Source organism: Niveispirillum sp. SYP-B3756 (assembly GCF_009495745.1).
In the GTDB taxonomy this organism is placed as follows: Bacteria; Pseudomonadota; Alphaproteobacteria; order Azospirillales; family Azospirillaceae; genus Niveispirillum.
The window spans coordinates 25919-43548 of record NZ_WIDQ01000005.1 but is presented as its reverse complement, the minus strand read 5'-3'; the positions used below and the strand labels follow the sequence as shown (position 1 = coordinate 43548).

At 62.2% G+C, this 17630-nt stretch carries 18 protein-coding genes; 13 read left to right on the top strand and 5 right to left on the bottom strand.

The genetic code is table 11. From position 1 onward, the window contains the following. Window positions 1-97: 97 nt before the first annotated feature. The 4 genes from GE253_RS12550 to GE253_RS12535 all read left to right on the top strand — a co-directional run bounded on the left by GE253_RS12550 (window position 98) and on the right by GE253_RS12535 (window position 4368). Window positions 98-1213, top strand: a complete 1116-nt coding sequence (locus GE253_RS12550) for a hypothetical protein (RefSeq protein ID WP_153204475.1) — start codon at window positions 98-100, stop codon at window positions 1211-1213. 139 nt (window positions 1214-1352) lie between these two features. Continuing rightward, a complete protein-coding gene (gene gmd, locus GE253_RS12545; protein ID WP_153204474.1) occupies window positions 1353-2393 on the top strand; it encodes a GDP-mannose 4,6-dehydratase in 1041 nt (346 codons plus the stop codon). Window positions 2394-2406: 13 nt separating this feature from the next. After that, a complete protein-coding gene (locus tag GE253_RS12540; RefSeq protein WP_282183212.1) occupies window positions 2407-3387 on the top strand; it encodes a GDP-L-fucose synthase in 981 nt (326 codons plus the stop codon). A gap of 81 nt (window positions 3388-3468) precedes the next feature. After that, window positions 3469-4368, top strand: coding sequence for a hydroxymethylglutaryl-CoA lyase (locus tag GE253_RS12535; protein ID WP_153204473.1), 900 nt, complete (start codon window positions 3469-3471; stop codon window positions 4366-4368). Window positions 4369-4407: 39 nt separating this feature from the next. Here GE253_RS12535 and prmB read toward each other — a convergent pair whose 3' ends face one another. The 5 genes from prmB to GE253_RS12510 form a co-directional block, all read right to left on the bottom strand. Beyond that, window positions 4408-5349 (bottom strand): 50S ribosomal protein L3 N(5)-glutamine methyltransferase, encoded by a 942-nt coding sequence (prmB, locus tag GE253_RS12530; protein WP_153204472.1) that lies wholly within the window; start codon window positions 5347-5349, stop codon window positions 4408-4410. Window positions 5350-5405: 56 nt separating this feature from the next. Beyond that, on the bottom strand, window positions 5406-6419 hold the full coding sequence (gene aguA / locus GE253_RS12525) for an agmatine deiminase (protein WP_153204471.1): 1014 nt from the start codon (window positions 6417-6419) through the stop codon (window positions 5406-5408). Window positions 6420-6842: 423 nt separating this feature from the next. Continuing rightward, window positions 6843-8186 carry a glutamine synthetase family protein gene (locus GE253_RS12520; RefSeq protein WP_153204470.1) on the bottom strand — a complete coding sequence of 448 codons (1344 nt, stop codon included), beginning with the start codon at window positions 8184-8186 and terminating at the stop codon, window positions 6843-6845. A gap of 151 nt (window positions 8187-8337) precedes the next feature. Beyond that, complete coding sequence (locus GE253_RS12515) at window positions 8338-9099, bottom strand: SDR family oxidoreductase (protein ID WP_153204469.1); 762 nt, start codon at window positions 9097-9099, stop codon at window positions 8338-8340. Continuing rightward, window positions 9096-9443, bottom strand: a complete 348-nt coding sequence (locus tag GE253_RS12510; RefSeq protein ID WP_153204468.1) for a hypothetical protein — start codon at window positions 9441-9443, stop codon at window positions 9096-9098. The genes GE253_RS12515 and GE253_RS12510 overlap by 4 nt, the downstream gene beginning before the upstream one ends. Before the next feature lie 84 nt (window positions 9444-9527). On the opposite strand from GE253_RS12510, the gene GE253_RS12505 reads away from it, so the two are divergent. The 9 genes from GE253_RS12505 to GE253_RS12465 all read left to right on the top strand — a co-directional run bounded on the left by GE253_RS12505 (window position 9528) and on the right by GE253_RS12465 (window position 17596). Then, on the top strand, window positions 9528-10535 hold the full coding sequence (locus tag GE253_RS12505; protein ID WP_153204467.1) for an ABC transporter substrate-binding protein: 1008 nt from the start codon (window positions 9528-9530) through the stop codon (window positions 10533-10535). 8 nt (window positions 10536-10543) lie between these two features. Then, a complete protein-coding gene (locus GE253_RS12500; protein ID WP_153204466.1) occupies window positions 10544-11299 on the top strand; it encodes an ABC transporter ATP-binding protein in 756 nt (251 codons plus the stop codon). After that, entirely contained in the window at window positions 11296-12078 is a 783-nt protein-coding gene (locus GE253_RS12495) for an ABC transporter permease (RefSeq protein WP_153204465.1), read from the top strand. Before GE253_RS12500 ends, GE253_RS12495 begins: the two co-directional genes overlap by 4 nt. 95 nt (window positions 12079-12173) lie before the next feature. Then, window positions 12174-13346, top strand: a complete 1173-nt coding sequence (locus GE253_RS12490) for an MlaE family lipid ABC transporter permease subunit (protein WP_247878631.1) — start codon at window positions 12174-12176, stop codon at window positions 13344-13346. Window position 13347: 1 nt separating this feature from the next. Then, complete coding sequence (locus GE253_RS12485) at window positions 13348-14127, top strand: ABC transporter ATP-binding protein (RefSeq protein WP_247878630.1); 780 nt, start codon at window positions 13348-13350, stop codon at window positions 14125-14127. 3 nt (window positions 14128-14130) lie between these two features. Next, window positions 14131-15069, top strand: a complete 939-nt coding sequence (locus GE253_RS12480; RefSeq protein WP_153204463.1) for an MlaD family protein — start codon at window positions 14131-14133, stop codon at window positions 15067-15069. Further along, window positions 15066-15773, top strand: a complete 708-nt coding sequence (locus GE253_RS12475) for an ABC-type transport auxiliary lipoprotein family protein (protein ID WP_153204462.1) — start codon at window positions 15066-15068, stop codon at window positions 15771-15773. Before GE253_RS12480 ends, GE253_RS12475 begins: the two co-directional genes overlap by 4 nt. Before the next feature lie 26 nt (window positions 15774-15799). Beyond that, complete coding sequence (locus tag GE253_RS12470) at window positions 15800-16798, top strand: TAXI family TRAP transporter solute-binding subunit (RefSeq protein WP_153204461.1); 999 nt, start codon at window positions 15800-15802, stop codon at window positions 16796-16798. Between the two features lie 54 nt (window positions 16799-16852). Then, the gene (locus tag GE253_RS12465; RefSeq protein WP_153204460.1) at window positions 16853-17596 is read left to right on the top strand and encodes a hypothetical protein; all 744 of its coding nucleotides are present in this window, start codon (window positions 16853-16855) and stop codon (window positions 17594-17596) included. Window positions 17597-17630: the final 34 nt, after the last annotated feature.

The window sequence follows — 17630 nt, the reverse complement described above, 5'->3', positions numbered from 1 at the left end:
GGGTGGCTGCCTCGCCGCTTGCGACATTGACAGCCCCCCTGTCGATCCCCGATCAATGGCCCCTTTCACGCCTTTCCTTCCCCCAAGCAGATTGACCATGACCCGTCTTGTTTACCTGTGCGACTGGCTGCCCCCCGATTTCGGCGCCGTCGGCCAATATGCTGTGATGCATTGCCGTGAACGGGCTGCCCAGGGGTACGAAGTGACGCTGGTCGGTCTGACCTCTGGTGAGACGCGGCTGGAAGAAGAAAGGGTGGGGCCGGGGCTGGTGCGCATTCTACGCCTGTCCGCACCGCCCATTGATCGGGCCAACCTGCCGCGCCGTCTGCTCTGGACGGCACGCACCAATGCCGCCCTGCTCAAGGCGGCTTGGCGCTGGATGCGACAGGCGGATCAGATCCTGTTCACGGGTTCTCCGCCGTTCCTGCTGCATTATCTGGTGCCGCTGAACCTGATCCTGCGCAAGCAGCTGATCTACCGGATCGCCGATTTCCACCCGGAATGTCTGATTGCCTCGCGCGACACGAAATCGGTGGCGCTGGACGCCTTCCTGAAGCTGACCATCTGGCTGCGTCGCCGGGTGCAGCGGTTTGAAGCGTCGGGCAAAGATCAGGTGCGGTTGCTGCGATCCTATGGCATCCCGGCGGAAAATATCGTGCTGAAGCGCGATCCACCACCGGTGGAACTGACCGGGGATGAACAGCCGCTGCCCGTGCCGCCTGAACTGGCCGGCAAGGTGGTGCTGCTTTATTCCGGTAACTGGGGCGTGGCGCACGATACCGACACTTTCCTGGATGCTTATATCCGTCACCATCGCCAGGGCTCCGGCCGGGTTGGCCTCTGGCTGAACGCCATCGGCGTCGGTGCCACCCTGGTGGAAGAACGGCTGCGGGCAGAGGGGCTGCCGGTGGCGCGGGGCAAACCAGTGCCCTTTGGCGATCTCGGTCGATTGCTGGTGACGCCGGATGCGCATCTGATCACCCTGCGTGATGGATTCGTGGCTTATGTCATTCCGTCCAAGACCTATGGCTGCATCGCATCTGGCAAAGCGGTGCTTTATATAGGCTCTGACCAGTCGGATGTGGACCTGATCTGCCGGGAAGGCCAGCAACCAGGCCAGCCCTATATCCGTGTGCCGGTAGGGGACGTGACGGGTACGGCGGCAGCGCTGGAGGTTCTGGCCGACAGCGTGGCATCACCCGTGCCGGCATAAGTGGTTCACAACCTGCTGCCGACCATGTAAGAGCAGCATTTGATATTCAGGGCCGGTGGGGCGACCGACCTTGTGGGTTTAAGAAATTGCGGGCCGGCATGGGTGACGCCCCAACCGGCCAGCCAACTGGAGAGTGGATATGTCGCGTAAGGTCGCGTTGATCACCGGTGTGACGGGGCAGGATGGCGCCTACCTGTCTGAACTGCTGCTGTCCAAGGGCTATATCGTCCATGGGGTGAAGCGTCGTTCCTCCTCGCTGAATACCGGCCGCATTGACCATCTTTACCAGGATATCCATGAGAAGGATGTGCGGTTCCAGCTGCACTACGGTGACCTGACGGACAGCACCAACCTGATCCGGATTGTGCAGGAAACCCAGCCGGACGAGATTTATAATCTTGCGGCGCAGAGCCATGTGCAGGTCAGTTTTGAGACCCCGGAATATACGGCTAACGCCGACGCCATCGGCACACTGCGCCTGCTGGAAGCCATCCGTATCCTGAAGCTGGAACAGAAGACCCGCTTCTATCAGGCGTCGACCTCTGAACTGTACGGCAAGGTGCAGGAGACGCCGCAGAAGGAAACCACCCCCTTCTATCCGCGCAGCCCCTATGCTGCCGCCAAGCTCTACGCCTATTGGATCACGGTGAATTACCGGGAGGCCTATGGTCTCCATGCCAGCAACGGCATTTTGTTCAACCATGAAAGCCCGATCCGGGGCGAAACCTTTGTCACCCGCAAGATCACCCGTGCGGTGGCGGCCATCCACCATGGCAAGCAGGATTGCCTGTATCTGGGCAATCTGGACAGCCTGCGGGACTGGGGCCATGCCCGTGATTATGTGGAAGGTATGTGGCGCATCTTGCAGCAGGATGCCGGCGATGATTACGTGCTGGCCACGGGTGAGATGCATACGGTGCGGGAGTTCGTTGAGAAATCCTTCGCCCATACCGGCGTGACCATCACATGGTCGGGCAGTGGCGTGGACGAGGTGGGGCGTTGCAGTGCCAGCGGCCGCGAACTGGTCAAGGTCGATCCCCGCTATTTCCGCCCCACGGAAGTGGATTTACTGCTGGGCGATCCGTCCAAGGCCCTGGAAAAGCTGGGCTGGAAGCACAGCACGCCGTTCGCCGAACTGGTGCGCGACATGATGGAATCCGACCTGAAGCTGATGGCCTGACGGAGCGCTGGCAATGTCTGACGAACTGCGCCCCTATGATCTGACCGGCAAGAAGGTTTGGGTTGCCGGTCATCGTGGCATGGTGGGCGGCGCCGTGGTACGCCGCTTGGCCAGCGAAGGCTGTGAGGTACTGACCGCCGGGCGTGACGTGTTGGACCTCACCCGTCAAGCGGCGGTTGAAGAATGGGTGGCCGCTCAGAAGCCCGACGCCGTGGTGGTTGCCGCCGCCAAGGTTGGCGGCATTCTGGCCAACAATTCCTATCCGGCGGATTTCCTCTACGATAATCTGGTCATCGAAACCAATATCGTGCAGGCCAGCTTCCGCACCGGTGTGGAAAAACTGCTCTTCCTGGGCTCTTCCTGCATTTATCCCAAGCTGGCCCCCCAGCCGATGCGGGAAGATGCGCTGTTGACCGGCTCGCTGGAGCCGACCAACGAATGGTACGCCATTGCCAAAATCGCCGGCATCAAACTGTGTCAGGCGTTCCGCAAGCAGCATGGTTGCGACTATATCTCCGCCATGCCGACCAATCTTTATGGTCCCGGCGATAATTTCCACCCCTCTGGCAGCCATGTGTTGCCCGCGCTGATGTCCCGGCTGCACGATGCTGTGCGTGATGGCAAGGACGTGGTGGTATTGTGGGGGACTGGCAAGCCACTGCGTGAATTCCTTTATGTGGAAGATCTGGCCGATGCCCTGGTCTTCCTGCTGAAGAATTACAGCGGCTATGATCATGTGAATGTCGGCAGCGGCCGGGAAGTCACCATCCGCACGCTGGCCGAACAGATTGCCGCCACCGTGGGTTATCGCGGACGCTTCACCTATGACACCAGCAAGCCCGACGGCACGCCGCGCAAACTGATGGATAATTCCAAGCTGGCGGAAATGGGCTGGACGGCGCAAACCAGCTTGGCCGACGGTTTGGCGCTGACCTATCGCTGGTTCCTGGAAGAAGCGGAGAAGGGCGGGCTGCGCGGCCTCGGTGCGCACTGATCCCGGCTGGCGGGCAGGTTTTTCTTGTGTAGGGCAGGGATGCTGACCTATCCCTGTATTCCATAAAAACAAGGAGGAACCATGCCCGCCATCCGCATTGTGGAGGTCGGCCCGCGCGACGGGCTGCAGAATGAACCCGCCATCGTTCCGCTGGATGTGAAGATCGCCCTGGTGAATCGTCTGGCGCGCACTGGCCTGACCCATGTGGAGGCGGGGGCCTTCGTTTCCCCCAAATGGGTGCCGCAGATGGCCGACAGCGCGGCCGTGCTGGCCGGCCTGTCGCCCGTTCCCGGCGTCGCCTATCCCGTCCTGGTGCCCAACCTGAAGGGGTTGGAAGCGGCGATGGTGGCCGGTGTGGCGGAGATTGCCATATTCGGTGCGGCGTCGGAGGGGTTCAGCCAGCGCAATATCAATTGCAGCATGGCCGAAAGCCTGGATCGGTTTCGCCCCGTGGTAGCGGCGGCACTGGATGCCGGTCTACGGGTACGGGGTTACGTGTCCTGCGTGCTCGGCTGTCCCTATGACGGGGAAATCGATCCGGCGCGGGTGGCGTTCATGGCAGCATCTTTGGCGGCGATGGGCTGTTACGAGATCAGCCTCGGTGACACGATTGGCGTCGGCACCCCGGCCAAGGCCGCCGCCATGCTGCGGCGGGTGGTGCAGGATGTACCGGTGGATCGGCTGGCCCTGCATTTCCACGATACCTATGGCCAAGCGGTGGCCAATATCCTGGCCTGTCTGGATCAGGGCGTGACGGTGATGGACAGCGCCGTTGCCGGCCTGGGGGGGTGCCCCTATGCCAAGGGTGCTTCCGGCAATGTGGCGACAGAGGAATTGCTGTATCTGTTCGAGGGGCTCGGCCTGTCCACCGGCGTTGATCTGGATGAGGTGGCGCGGATCGGCGACTGGATCAGCCGGGAACTGGGCCGCCCCAATGGCAGCAAGGCTGGACGGGCGCGGCTGGCCAAACTGGCTGGGTAAAAGAAAAGGGGGCGGACTGACAGCCGCCCCCAGATCTGATTACAGATCTTCCAACTGGTCCTTGGTGATCCAAAACACCTCGCCAAAGGACATTTCGGTTTCCAGCCAGAGGAATTCGGCGTCGGGATAGGCTTCTTCCAGTGCCGCACGGCCGGTGCCAACTTCCACCAGCAGCCCGCCGCCTTCGTTCAAGTACTTCGGCGCTTCCTTCAGGATGCGATGGACAATATCCATCCCGTCATCGCCACCACCTACCAGGGCCATGCGCGGCTCAGCCTGATATTCCTCGGGCAGGTTGGCCATGGCCTCGGCATCGACATAGGGCGGGTTGCTGATGATCAGGTCGTACTTCTTGCCCTTCAGCGGCTTGAACAGGTCGCCATTGAACAGCTTCACCCGTTCTTCCAGCGCATGGTCAGCGACATTGATCTTCGCCACCTCCAGCGCGTCGGGCGACAGGTCGACCGCATCGACCTTGGCTTCCGGGAAAATCTTGGCTGCCAGAATGGCCAGACAGCCGGACCCGGTGCAGAGATCCAGCACCCGTTCCACATCCATCACATCATCGACCAGGGTAAAATCCTGCTCGCCGCCAAACATCTCCCCGAACAGCAATTCGCCGATGAAGGAGCGCGGCACGATCACCCGTTCATCGACATAGAACGGCACGCCCTGGATATAGGTGCGCTTGGTCAGATAGGCGGCGGGCTTCCGGCTGGTGACCCGTTCATGGATGATGCTGGCCAGGGACTGCCGCTCCGCCGGCAGCAGGCGGGCCTCCAGATAGGGCTCCAACTGGTCCACCGGCAGCTTCAGCGTCTCCAGCACCATGAAGACGGCTTCGTCATAGGCGGTGAAGGCACCATGGCCATGCACCAGCCCTGCCCGGTTGAACCGGCTGACGGCATAGCGGATGAAATCGCGCACGCTGATCAATTCCGCCGCCACGCTGTCAATGGCGGGCAGGTTCAGGTCGCTCATGAACAAGGCTCCAGGGCTGGTTTGTAAAGGGGGGTTGGAACGAAGGATATTGCCGATCAGCCAGCCGGCTGCTGCTGGGTGATGCAATGGATGCCGCCGCCACCGCGCACGATGTCCAGGGCTGGCACCGGCACGACTTTGCGGTCGGGGAAAAGCTTGCGGAAAGTGCGCAGCGCTTCCTCATCCATCGGGTCTTCGAAGAAGGGCATCACGATGCCGCCATTGGCCATGTAGAAATTAGTATAGGAGAGGGTAAGGCGGGTGCCATTCTGCTCCTGCCGGGCGGGGGTGCGCAAGGTGACGATTTCCAACGCCCGCCCCGCCGCATCGCGCGCGGCGGACAGGCGGGCCAGATTATCCTGGAAGACCGGATAATTGGGATCTGACGTGTCATCCGTCACCATGGTCAGCACCACGCCCGGCTTCACGAAACAGGCGATCTCGTCGATATGGCCGTCGGTCTCATCCTGCTCGTACCCCCGGGCCAGCCAGATGAATTGCTTGACGCCCAGATGGTCGCGCAGATGCCCCTCAATCTCCTGACGGGAGAGGTGTGGGTTGCGGTTGGGGTTCAGCAGGCATTCCTCTGTGGTCAGCAGCGTACCTTCGCCGTCAACATGGAAGGAACCGCCTTCCATGACCAGGGGCGCGCCATAGCGCTTGAACCCCTGCTGCTCCAAGATCAGTCGACCGACCTCCGTGTCGGGCTGGAAATCATCATAATTGCGGCCCCAGGCGTTGAAGCCCCAATGGACCCCGGCCACATCGCCCTTGCCATTGATGACAAAGCTGGGGCCATTGTCGCGCACCCAGCTGTCGCTGGTCGGCAGGGGCAGCACATTCACGCCCTTGCCGCAGGCCAGGCTCACCTCTGCCAAGGCGCCATCGGGGCAGAGCATGGTCACCGGTTCGAACTGGGCGATGGCCTGGGCCACGGCGGCATAGGCGGCGCGGGCGGCATCCAGCCCGTTGGGGAAGGTCTCCGCCCGGACGGGCCAGGCCATCCAGCAGCGTACATGCGGGGCCCATTCGGCCGGCATGTGGAATCCATCTGCGACAGGGGTGGTCATGGCCTGGGCATCCTCACGGCTGTTGTCTTGGGCACAATAAAACGCCCCGGCGAAAGTAATCGCCGGGGCGTGTTCCTGACAACCATGCCGAAACCTTGAAAACGAATTTCGGCGTATCTGATTGGTTCAGACTGAAAAATGGAGACTGCTAAAAGAAGCAGGCCCTATCGCCTCAATCGCGGCGGTCGGCCGGGGTCTTCACAACGTGAGCGGCGAACGGAGAAAATGCACCGAGCCGTAGCATAGGAAGAAAGAAAAAGTAACGCATGATGGATCCCCATCGCTGTTGACGATGATGGAAATATAATTGCTTTTTGCCGATTCTGCCAGCCGGGGCCGCCGCCGGGGCAAGGCTGCGCGCCGCGCATGGCTTTGGTCATGAAATGGTAACGGGGGCGACCAAGGGTGGCCGCCCCCCTCCCGTCACACATTCAGCAGCAGGTTTTCCCGTTCCCAGGAACTGATCACCCGCTGATAGGCATCATATTCCGCCTGCTTCACATAGCCGACGGCCGCCACGAACCGTTCTCCCAGCACTTCCTTCAACGGCTTGCAGGCGTGGAACTTGGTCAGCGCATCGGCCTGATGGCGGGGCAGGGAGAAGGCCAGCCGGTGGGCCGAACCCTTCACCGGATCGCTCGGTTCCAACCCCTGCGAAATCCCCAGATAGCCGCAGGCCAGTGATGCGGCCAGCGCCAGATACGGATTGGCATCGGCACCAGCCACCCTGTTTTCCACCCGTCGCGCTTCCGGCGGGCTGACGGGCACGCGGAAGCCGGTGGTGCGGTTATCGCGGCCCCAATGCACATTGATGGGCGCGTCCGATCCCTGCACCAAACGGCGATAGGAATTCACGTTCGGCGCCAGCAGCGGCATGGCGTAAGGCAGATATTTCTGCAACCCGGCGATGAAGCTCATGAACAGAGGCGTGTCATCGCCGTCGGGCGTGGCGAACAGATTCTGCCCCGTGGTGGCATCCACCAGCGACTGGTGGACATGCATGGCGCTGCCCGGCTCATTCTGCATCGGCTTTGCCATGAAGGTAGCATAGACCTGATGCCGGATCGCCGCTTCGCGCACCGTGCGCTTGAACAGGAAGACCTGATCGGCCAGTTCCAGCGCGTCGCCATGATTGAAATTGATCTCAATCTGGGCGGCACCGGCCTCATGGCTCATCGTGTCCACGTCGATTTCCTGCTTGGCGCAGAAATCGTAGACATCCTCGAAGATCGGGTCGAACTCGTTGACGGCGTCGATGCCATAGGCCTGACGCCCGCTTTCCTGCCGGCCTGACCGGCCGACGGGCGGCACCAGCGGATAATCCGGATCTTTATTGACGGCGACCAGGAAGAATTCCAGTTCCGGTGCCACGATCGGCCGCCAGCCCCGATCCTCATACAGCTTCAGCACGCGTTTCAGCACCGAACGGGGGGAGATATCGACGCTGGAACCGTCGGCATAAAAACAATCGCAGATCACCTGCGCCGTGGGTTCATTGTACCAGGGAACCATTCGCACCGTCTGGGGATCGGGCGTCATATAGACATCCCAATTTTCCACCGACGTCACATCCTCGTCTTCCGGATATTCACCGGTGACGGTCTGGATGAAGATCGATTCCGGCAGCCGCAGGCCACGATCCCGCATAATGCGCAGGAACTTGTCGGCCGGCACGATCTTGCCACGGGCAATGCCGGCCAGATCAGGCACCAGGCATTCAACCTCGGTGATATGCCGCGAACGGATGAATTCTTCTAATGTGCTCATGCTTACGCCGCGGGTTGGCGGCCCAGCGAAGGCGGTCATGGCGATGATGACCGGATCCGGGGAATGGTACGGCGCCCGCAGCCCTCCGCGTTGTTGCAACCATAACAGTATAGGCAGATGAGGCGGGGGGCCGGCAAGCGGGGAAAACGACTCAATAAAAGCTGATATCCCGCGCCAGGGGACTGAACCGCATCCCGGCATCGACATACAGCGTCTGGCCCGTCACCGCCGGGCTGCGCAGCAGATAGAGGGCGGCGTCAGTGATATCGCTCGCCTCCGGTCCCCGGCCCAGGGGGGTGCGATGATGCAGGCGCTGGAAATCGGCCACATCCTGGCCGGGCGCCGGCAATGTATAGCCGGGTGCGATGGCATTGACGCGCAGCCGGGGGGCGGCGGCGCGCGCCAGCATCTCACCCAAGCCCATCAACGCATATTTGGCCATGCTGTAACTGAGATGGTCGCCATGGGGGGCGGCAAGCTTCTGATCCAGAATATTGATCACCGTTCCCGTCACCCCCGCCGGCAGTTGGGCCAGCAACTGCCGGCAGAGCAGGGCGGGGGCGACGGCGATGGGCAGATAATGCGCCAGCATCCGCTCCGCCGTAATCGTTTCGATATCGTCCCAATCAAAGGGGGCAGCACTGTTGATCAACCCGGTGATGGGCTGGCCGATGGCGGTGACGGCGCGGGCCACCATGCCCTCGATCGCTGCCGGCTCCCTCAGGTCGGCGGTGACGGCGGCAGCCTTGGCCCCGGCTTGGCGGATCTCTTCCAGGATTGCGTCGGCAGCATCCGCCCCGCCGGAATCACGGTGGTGGATGACAATGTTGAACCTGGCCCGGCCACAGGCCAGCGCCAGGGCAGCACCCAGCCGGCGGGCGCCACCAGTGATCAGCAGGGTTTGTTCCGTCATGTGCCGCGCCGCCAATTCCGTTCCAGTTCCAAGTGGCCCGCCTGCATCCACAGATGCTGGCCGGTGATCCGCTCGTCAAAGGCCGTCACATAGACCAGTACGGCCTCAGCGACAGTGGCCGCATCGGCAAAGGGCCCCTGGCCGGGCAGCACCTGCAGGATATGGCGCACGATCCGGCTGTAATCGATGGTGATATGCAGGTCATCCGTATCGCCCAGAAAGGGGCCGGTAATATCCGTTTCCAGCGTCAGGCTGAACAGGCAGGGTGTTGCCGCCGGGGGCACACCCAGCGGTAAGTCGACCGCCACCTGCTTGATGAGTATACGAAGATTTTGATCATTCATGGATACCGACAGGCGGCGGGGCCGCTCGACAATTGGCGCTGCAGCGCTACTATCAGGCCGCGACCGCCAGAGGAACAAGAGAAGATGCGCCAGCCTGCCAAATCCATCCCCCGCCTGCTTTCGCTATGTGCCCTGGCTGTGCTGGTCGGCCTGCCGGCAGGGGCGGCAGAGAAGTTCGTTTTCATGACGGATTGGGTGGCCCAGGCCGAGCAGGGCGGCTTCTATCAGGCGCTGGCGGAGGGGCTTTATGCCAAGCGCGGGCTGGAAGTGGAGATCCGCCCCGGTGGCACAGGGATGGACCCGCAGAAACTGCTGGCAGCAGGTTCCATTGACGGGGCAATGGCTTCCAGTGGCTTCTTCACCTTGAATCTGATTGACGTCGGTGCCCCTGTGGTCACGGTCGCCGCCATGTTCCAGAAAGACCCGACGATCCTGATGTCGCATCCACGCAGTGATGTGACCAGTCTGGCCGACATGAAGGGCAAGCCGATCCATATCGGCGATCCCTCCGTCAACACCATGTGGCGCTGGCTGGCTTCCCGCTATGGCTACAGCGACATTCAAATTCGAAAGTATAGCTTTAACATCGCTCCCTTTCTTGTTGATAAATCAGCCATTCAACAGGGATATGTAACGTCGGAACCCTTCACGGCGGAAAAGGCGGGGGTGAAGCCGCAGGTCTTCCTGCTGGCAGATAATGGCTTTGCCTCCTATTCCGCGATGATCATGGTGCGCAAGGATGTGCTGACCAGGCGCGAGGCGGTGGTGAAGGCCTTTGTGGAGGCCAGCATTGAGGGCTGGTACCATTTTCTGACGCGTGATCCTGCGGCGGCCTATGCCCTGATCAAAAAGCAGAATCCCGATATTGACGATGCCACGCTGGCCAATGCACGCCAGAAGATTATTGAGTACGGGCTGGTCACCGGCGGTGATGCCGCCACCCAGGGTGTCGGCTATATGAGTGCGGAGCGCTGGCAGAAATTTACAAAGGAAATGAAAGATTTGGGGATTTATCCTCAGAATCTGGATTGGCGGCAGGGGGTGGATTTGCGCTTTGTCGACAAGGGCCAGGGCCTGGCACTGAAGCCGTGAGCGTGCCCATGTCTCCCCTGTTGACCGTTGCTGGGCTCAGCCTTGCCTATGGCAAGGGTACGCCGGCCCTGGACGGGGTTGATCTGACGCTGAACCGGGGGGAGTTTCTCTCCCTGCTGGGGCCCAGCGGTTGCGGAAAAAGCACCCTGTTGCGGCTGATCGCCGGCTTGCTGACGCCCAGCGGTGGCCAACTGCAATGGCAGAGCCCGATTGCCCGGGGCGATATCGGCTTTGTCTTTCAGGAACCGACCCTGATGCCCTGGGCGCGCGTGATCGATAATGTCCGCCTGCCGCTGGAGATTGCCGGCGTGCCCAGGGTGGAGGCGGTGGATCGGGCGATGGCGGAACTTGAAAAAGTTGGATTGCTAGATTTTTCAAAATCTTATCCACGAGAGCTGTCAGGGGGAATGAAGATGCGCGTCTCCCTGGCCCGCGCCTTGGTGACGCGCCCGGCCCTGTTGCTGCTGGATGAGCCATTCGCCGCCCTGGATGAAATCACCCGGCTGAAACTGAATGATGATTTGCTGTCACTCTGGCGGCGTGATGGCTTCACCGCCATTTTCGTTACCCACAGCGTCTTTGAGAGCGTCTATCTCTCTACCCGCATTGCGGTGATGCGGCCCCGGCCGGGGCGGATTGTGGCGGAACTGCCGGTGGAACTCCCGTCGCAGCGCGATTATGCCACCCGCACGGGTGCTGTCTATAATGATCATTGCCGAACCGTATCGACCTTGCTGCATCAGGCGATGGGGGCGGCGCCATGAAGGGCATGGTACGCCTGCTGTTGCCGCCGCTGTTTGGGTTGCTGGTGCTGGCCGGGTGGGAATGGGCCGTGGGGGCCTTTGCCATTCCTGCCTTCGTGCTGCCGCCGCCCAGTGCCGTTCTGGCCGCGCTGTGGCGGGATGGGCCGCTGCTGCTCACCTCCTCCTGGCTGACGCTCAGCATCACCTTGCAGGCCTTTCTGCTGGCCCTGGTCACCGGGGTAGCGCTGGCCCTGCTGTTCAGCCAGTCGCGGCTGGCCGCGGCGGCACTTTATCCCTATGTGGTCGCCCTGCAGGTCACCCCCATCGTCGCCATCGCCCCGCTGGTGGTGATCTGGGTGGGGTATGAGCGGGTCAATCTGGCCTTGTTGATCCTGGCCTGGATTGTCGCCTTCTTTCCCATCCTGTCCAACACCACGCTTGGCCTGTCGGCGGTGGACCCGAACCTACGGGACTTGTTCCGGCTTTATGGGGCCAACCGCTGGCAGACATTATGGCGGCTGCAATTACCGTCGGCCTTGCCCTATCTGCTGGGGGGGATGAAAATCTCTGGTGGTCTGGCCCTGATCGGCGCGGTGGTGGCGGAATTCGTCGCCGGCTCCGGCACTGCGTCCGGGCTGGCCTGGCGGATCATCGAATCCGGCAACCGGCTGAACATGCCCCGCCTGTTCGCCGCCCTGTTCCTGCTCTCTGCCCTGGGTATTGCCATTTTCGCCGGCCTCTCCTTCATCCAGAACCGCTTGCTGCGCCGCTGGCACGAGAGTGAGTTGGGCCGGCAATAGTGCATTCTTGACATTTTCACCCTGCCGGGGCCGCTCGGGCGGGTGCTGGCTGTTGACCCTTGTGACCTTGTGATGTCAAGTGCGCGGAGGATCAGATGATGCCGCGTGGCAGCACGCGGCGACGGGAAGGGTACGTGCAAAGGGGAACCATCACATCGGCCTGGGCGGAGGGGCAATTCATCCTCACGGCCGCCGGGCGCTGGGATATTGCCTCCGCCCAGGTGCTGGAGACACAGCTGCGGGCCAAGGCGCCAGACCGGCAGGAGGCTTCCGTGTGCCTGGACCTGTCCGGCCTGACGGCGCTGGACACGGCAGGTGCCCTGGTCATCGACCGGCTGCTGCGCCGGCTGCGCAACCAGGGCCATCAGGTCGCCGTGGTGGGTGCCCGCGCGGATCTGTGCGAATTGCTGCGGGAGGTGCAGCGCGCCAGCCAGGGCATAGCAACCCCGATGCCGCTGCCGGCGGGGCCGCGCTTTCCCTTTGTGGATCGTATCGGCCGCGTAACAGTCGCGGTGGGGCAAGACGCCCTGGCCATGCTGAATTTTCTCGGGCTGGTGACGGTCACCTTGCTGCGGCTGCTGCGCGCGCCCGGCCGGTTCCGCTGGAAGCCGTTTGCCTTCCATCTGGAACAGGTGGGGCTGAATGCGCTGCCCATTGTCGGTCTGCTCTCCTTCCTGATCGGCATTGTACTGGCCTATCAGGGGGCGGATCAGCTGCGTCGTTTCGGGGCCGAAATATATGTGGTGAACCTGCTGGGCATTGGGGTGTTGCGCGAAATCGGCATTCTGATGACCTCCATCATCGTGGCCGGCCGCTCCGGCTCGGCCTTCACGGCGCAAATCGGCACCATGAAGGTGAACCAGGAGGTGGATGCCATGCGCACCCTGGGCCTGGACCCGATGGAACTGCTGGTGCTGCCCCGCATGTTGGCCCTGCTCGTGGCGCTGCCGCTGGTCGCCTTCTTTGCCAATGTGGTGGCGTTGGCCGGCGGTGCGGTGATGGCCTATGCCTATCTCGACATCAACTTCGTGCAGTTCACCCGGCAATTGCAGATCGCCGTCAGTGCGACCACCCTGTTTGTCGGGCTGGTCAAGGCACCGGTCTTTGCGGTGGTGATCGCCCTGGTCGGCTGTTACGAAGGGCTGCGGGTGACCGGCAGTGCCGAAAGCGTCGGGCTGTTGACCACCAAATCCGTCGTCGTTTCCATTTTCCTGGTGATCGTGCTGGATGCCATCTTCTCCATCCTCTTCTCTTATCTCGGGATTTGAGATGATTGCCGGCGGGGAAGATCATCCGGTAATCCGCGTCAGCGGCCTGCGCACCCGGTTCGGGCAGCAGGTGGTGCATGATGGCGTGGATTTCAGCGTCGCCAAGGGGGAGGTGATGGGGCTTGTCGGCGGCTCCGGCACCGGCAAATCCGTGTTATTGCGGGAGATTGTCGGGCTTATGGAGCCGACGGAGGGCCGGATTGAGGTTCTGGGCCGGGATACGCGCCAGCTTTCTGAGCGGGAGCGCATCGCCCTGCAGGCGCGCTGGGGCATGTTGTTCCAGGATGGCGCCCTGTTCAGCTCTCTAACGGTGCTGGAAAATATCCAGGTGCCGCTGAAGGAACATACCAGCCTGCCCCGCGACCTGATTGAGGAGATTGCCCGCGTCAAGGTCGCCATGGTGGGGCTGGGGTCGGAGGCGGGGGATAAATACCCCTCGCAACTCTCCGGCGGGATGCGCAAGCGGGCCGGGCTGGCCCGCGCTCTGGCCATGGACCCGGAAATCCTGTTCCTGGATGAACCGACCGCCGGGCTGGACCCGATTGGCGCCAATGCCTTTGATGAGCTGATCGGCAATCTGCAGAAAAGCCTGGGTCTGACCGTGGTGATGGTCACCCACGATCTGGACAGTCTTTATGCCATCTGCGACCGCATCGCTGTACTGGTGGACAAGAAGGTGGTGGTGGGCACGATTGATGACCTGCTGAAACAGGATCATCCCTGGATACACGATTATTTTCATGGGCCGCGCGGGCGCGCGGCCGGTGCCGCAAGGGGATAGGGCATGGAAACACGCGCCAATTATACGGCCGTCGGCGCCTTCGTCCTGGCCTTGGCCGCCGCCGCGATGGTTTTCGTCATCTGGCTGGCCAAGGTGCAGTTCAGCAAGGACTACCAGCCCTATTACATCATGGTGTCCGGCACCGTGACCGGGCTTGTCCAGGGCGGGCCTGTGCGCTATCGCGGTGTCAATGTCGGCACCGTTACGGATATCCGCATCAATCCTGAGAATGTGGAGGAAGTTCGGGTGACGGTGGAGGTGCCGGCCGACACCCCCATCAAGACCGATGCCATCGCCTCGCTGGAACCGGTGGGTGTGACCGGTGGGGTCTATGTGGAAATTGCCGGCGGCAGCCGGGAGGCGCCGCTGCTGAAGGAGAAGGTCTCCGGCATTCCCGTCATCCCCTCCCGCCCCAGTTCCATCGCCGCCGTGCTGTCCCGCGCGCCGGAGGTGCTGGAACATCTGATCACCATTTCCGCCCGCCTGTCGGCCCTGCTGAATGAGGATAACCAGAAGGCCATCGGCACGACGCTGGCCAATCTGGCCACCGCCTCCGGCCATGCCAATGAATCCATCCGCAATGCCAATCTGCTGATCGTCGATCTGCGCCGTCAGGCGGAGACGTTGAGCCGACAGGCTGAAACCCTGCTGGTGACCGCCAACAATACGGTGGGCAAAGTGGGCAAGGATACCGGCGTCATCACGGCGCAGTTGGCGCAAACAACCAAGGAAATCAATCGTCTGTCGGCATCTCTTGCCGGCATGATCGAGGAAAATCGGGAACCGATCCGCGATTTCACCTCCACCGGCCTTTATGATCTCAGCCAGCTGCTGATCCATTTGCAGGACCTGACCGCCAATCTCAGCCGCGTTACCCGCCGGTTGGAACGCGACCCCGCCGATCTGCTGTTTGGCGGCAATTCGGGAGTGAAGACGGAATGACCCGCCAGAAAGCCGCAACCCAGCCTGTTTCCCGCCCGCACCGGCGTGCCTTGCTGGGGCTGGCGCTGTTGGCCCCGCTGGCCAGTTGCTCGCCGGTTCGCCTGCTGAATGGCGGGCGCCCGCCCCGGCTCTATCTGCTGACGCCGGCGCGCGATTTTGTCGCCGGCCTGCCGCGCGTGCCCTGGCAGTTGCTGGTGGAGACACCGCTGGCCAACAGCGCCATCGATACGCCGCGCATCGCGCTGGGGGAGACGGCCAACCGCATCACCTATTTCGCCGAGGCCAATTGGGCCGACACCGGGCCGGACATGCTCCAGACCCTGCTGGTGGAGAGCTTTGAGAATAGCCGCCGCATCGTCGCGGTAGGGGTGGAGCGTTCGGGCCTGCGCGCCGATTTCGTGTTGAAGACCGATCTGCGGGACTTCCAAGCCATCTATGCCGGCGGTGATCCGACCACAACCGCACCGGAAGCCCGCGTGCGTGTCAATGCCAAGCTTGTGCGGATGCCCCGGCGGAACATTGTCGCCGGTGAAACGTTCGAAGCCCAGGTCCGCGCCGGCAGCCCGGCGCTGAACCATGTGATCACTGCCTTCGACGAGGCGACAGGGGCCGTTCTACGCCGTATTGTGGAGTGGACATTGCAGCAGGGAAATACCAATGTGGAGATAGACCCGCTGCCCGGCTCGGCCGACATGCGGAGGTGACCCGTTTTCGTCAGGAAAAAGAAAGAGTGGCGTCTTCCCGCAGGTTATCATTCGCTAGCTTTGCTGTTCTCTCGCTTCTTCTGGCCGGTGCCTCAGGAGCTGCCGCCCAGGACAAGCCGAACCCTTTACCGGCAAAACCGTTCATTGTAGAAACCGGCGCTGTCACCGGGCTTTATTATCCGGTGGCCGGCGCGCTCTGCCGGGTGATGAACCAGACCAAGGGCCAGCATGGGCGCCATTGTCTGGTCGAGGCAACGGACGGCCCGGTCTATAATCTGAATGCCCTGCGTTCCGGGGAGGCCGATGCGGCCCTGGTGCAATCTGACTGGCAGCGGATGGCGTTCAAGGGGGAGGGCCGTTTCGCCCCCGCGGGCCCATTCCAGGAATTGCGGGCCGTCGCCACGCTTTATCCGGAAACCCTGACCCTGGTTGCGAAGCCAGCGGCGCAGATCAAGGGTTTGGCGGACCTGAAGGGCAAGCGCGTCAATTATGGGCCGACGGGGTCGGCGTTGCGCAATCTGGTGGCCCTGGTTCTGGGGGCTGCGGGGGGCGGGCCAGCCAATGGGGAAGGCGACATGCCTCCCGATGATGCCGCCGCCGCCCTGTGCGATGGCCAATTGGATGCGGCTTTTTTCGCCGTCGGGCACCCCAACAGCACCGTCCGTCGCGCCGTGGCGGAATGCGGTGCGGTTCTGCTGCCGGTCTTCGCCCCGGGCCAGGAAAAGCTGCTGGCCGATCACCCGGAACTGGTGACCGCGACGATCCCTGCCTCGCTTTATCCTGAACAGGTTGAAGATGTGGCCACCATCGGCGTGGCGGCAACCCTGGTGGTGCGGGCGGATGCGGATGCGGCGGCCGTGACGGCCCTGGTTGATATTCTGAAAAAGGCCGATGGCGGGGTGGAAAGCCAGCACCCGGCCTTCAGCCTGCTGGATCGTGGCAGTCTAGCTAATGCCGGTCGCACGGCCCCGCTGCATGGCGCAGCGGAGAAGGCTTATGCCGCGACGCCAGAGCGCAAATCATGATCAAAGGGGCGGCATCCCGGTGCCGCCCTGTCCGCGATACGGGAGGCGTCGCCCATGCCATTCAGTGTCTATGATCAATTGGATGACGATGCCCTGGCGGAACGGCTGGAGGCGGCGCGGGAGGTCACGCTGTGCCAGCGCGTGATGGCCAAGACAGGCGATAACGTCCTGACCATGCTGGTGGGGGCGCAATCACCCGTGGGCGATCTGCGCCATTATCCGCCCACGGATGTCTATGACGCGGAATATCACGCCCAATATTATTTCCATGCCCATCCGGCCAACAGCCAGCCGATGGGGGAGGCGGGGCATTTCCACACCTTCATGCGCCCTTTCGGGATGCCGCCAGGGGTGACCCCGCTGGCGCCGCCGCCGAACCTGGATGATCCCGATGGCAATGGTGCGCTCTCACATCTGATCGGGATCGCCATCAATGATCTGGGCAGCCCCGTCCGTCTCTTCACCACGAATCGCTGGGTGACGGGGGAGTGCTGGTATGCCGCCGATGATGTCTCCCGTATGCTGGAAGACTTCACCATTGATCATGCCCGGCCCAGTTGGCCGGTCAATCGCTGGCTGACGGCCCTGGTGCATTTGTATAGGGAAGAAATTATTGACTTGTTGGCTAAACGCGACGCCGCCATGGCATGTTTCCAAAATGAAAATATAGGTGCTGATTGCTTTGAGGATCGCCGGCTGGAGGTTTTGTCGGAAAGGCCCATTAACCTTAATGCAAAGGTTTCCGATACGGAACAGGCGGCACTTGCCCGTCGCCGTGCCCGCAGGCGTGCCGGTTGAGTTGCATCCGCTGAACGGTTCATGCCCCGATTGC

What these genes read in the sequence shown, in the direction of transcription:
- GE253_RS12510 (WP_153204468.1), bottom strand. Translation starts at nt 9,443, where the DNA reads ATGAATGATCAAAATCTTCGTATACTCATCAAGCAGGTGGCGGTCGAC.
- GE253_RS12535 (WP_153204473.1), top strand. Translation starts at nt 3,469, where the DNA reads ATGCCCGCCATCCGCATTGTGGAGGTCGGCCCGCGCGACGGGCTGCAG.
- GE253_RS12485 (WP_247878630.1), top strand. Translation starts at nt 13,348, where the DNA reads ATGATTGCCGGCGGGGAAGATCATCCGGTAATCCGCGTCAGCGGCCTG.
- GE253_RS12500 (WP_153204466.1), top strand. Translation starts at nt 10,544, where the DNA reads ATGTCTCCCCTGTTGACCGTTGCTGGGCTCAGCCTTGCCTATGGCAAG.
- GE253_RS12480 (WP_153204463.1), top strand. Translation starts at nt 14,131, where the DNA reads ATGGAAACACGCGCCAATTATACGGCCGTCGGCGCCTTCGTCCTGGCC.
- GE253_RS12515 (WP_153204469.1), bottom strand. Translation starts at nt 9,099, where the DNA reads ATGACGGAACAAACCCTGCTGATCACTGGTGGCGCCCGCCGGCTGGGT.
- GE253_RS12490 (WP_247878631.1), top strand. Translation starts at nt 12,174, where the DNA reads ATGATGCCGCGTGGCAGCACGCGGCGACGGGAAGGGTACGTGCAAAGG.
- GE253_RS12540 (WP_282183212.1), top strand. Translation starts at nt 2,407, where the DNA reads ATGTCTGACGAACTGCGCCCCTATGATCTGACCGGCAAGAAGGTTTGG.
- prmB (WP_153204472.1), bottom strand. Translation starts at nt 5,349, where the DNA reads ATGAGCGACCTGAACCTGCCCGCCATTGACAGCGTGGCGGCGGAATTG.
- GE253_RS12475 (WP_153204462.1), top strand. Translation starts at nt 15,066, where the DNA reads ATGACCCGCCAGAAAGCCGCAACCCAGCCTGTTTCCCGCCCGCACCGG.
- GE253_RS12520 (WP_153204470.1), bottom strand. Translation starts at nt 8,186, where the DNA reads ATGAGCACATTAGAAGAATTCATCCGTTCGCGGCATATCACCGAGGTT.
- GE253_RS12550 (WP_153204475.1), top strand. Translation starts at nt 98, where the DNA reads ATGACCCGTCTTGTTTACCTGTGCGACTGGCTGCCCCCCGATTTCGGC.
- aguA (WP_153204471.1), bottom strand. Translation starts at nt 6,419, where the DNA reads ATGACCACCCCTGTCGCAGATGGATTCCACATGCCGGCCGAATGGGCC.
- GE253_RS12505 (WP_153204467.1), top strand. Translation starts at nt 9,528, where the DNA reads ATGCGCCAGCCTGCCAAATCCATCCCCCGCCTGCTTTCGCTATGTGCC.
- gmd (WP_153204474.1), top strand. Translation starts at nt 1,353, where the DNA reads ATGTCGCGTAAGGTCGCGTTGATCACCGGTGTGACGGGGCAGGATGGC.
- GE253_RS12495 (WP_153204465.1), top strand. Translation starts at nt 11,296, where the DNA reads ATGAAGGGCATGGTACGCCTGCTGTTGCCGCCGCTGTTTGGGTTGCTG.
- GE253_RS12465 (WP_153204460.1), top strand. Translation starts at nt 16,853, where the DNA reads ATGCCATTCAGTGTCTATGATCAATTGGATGACGATGCCCTGGCGGAA.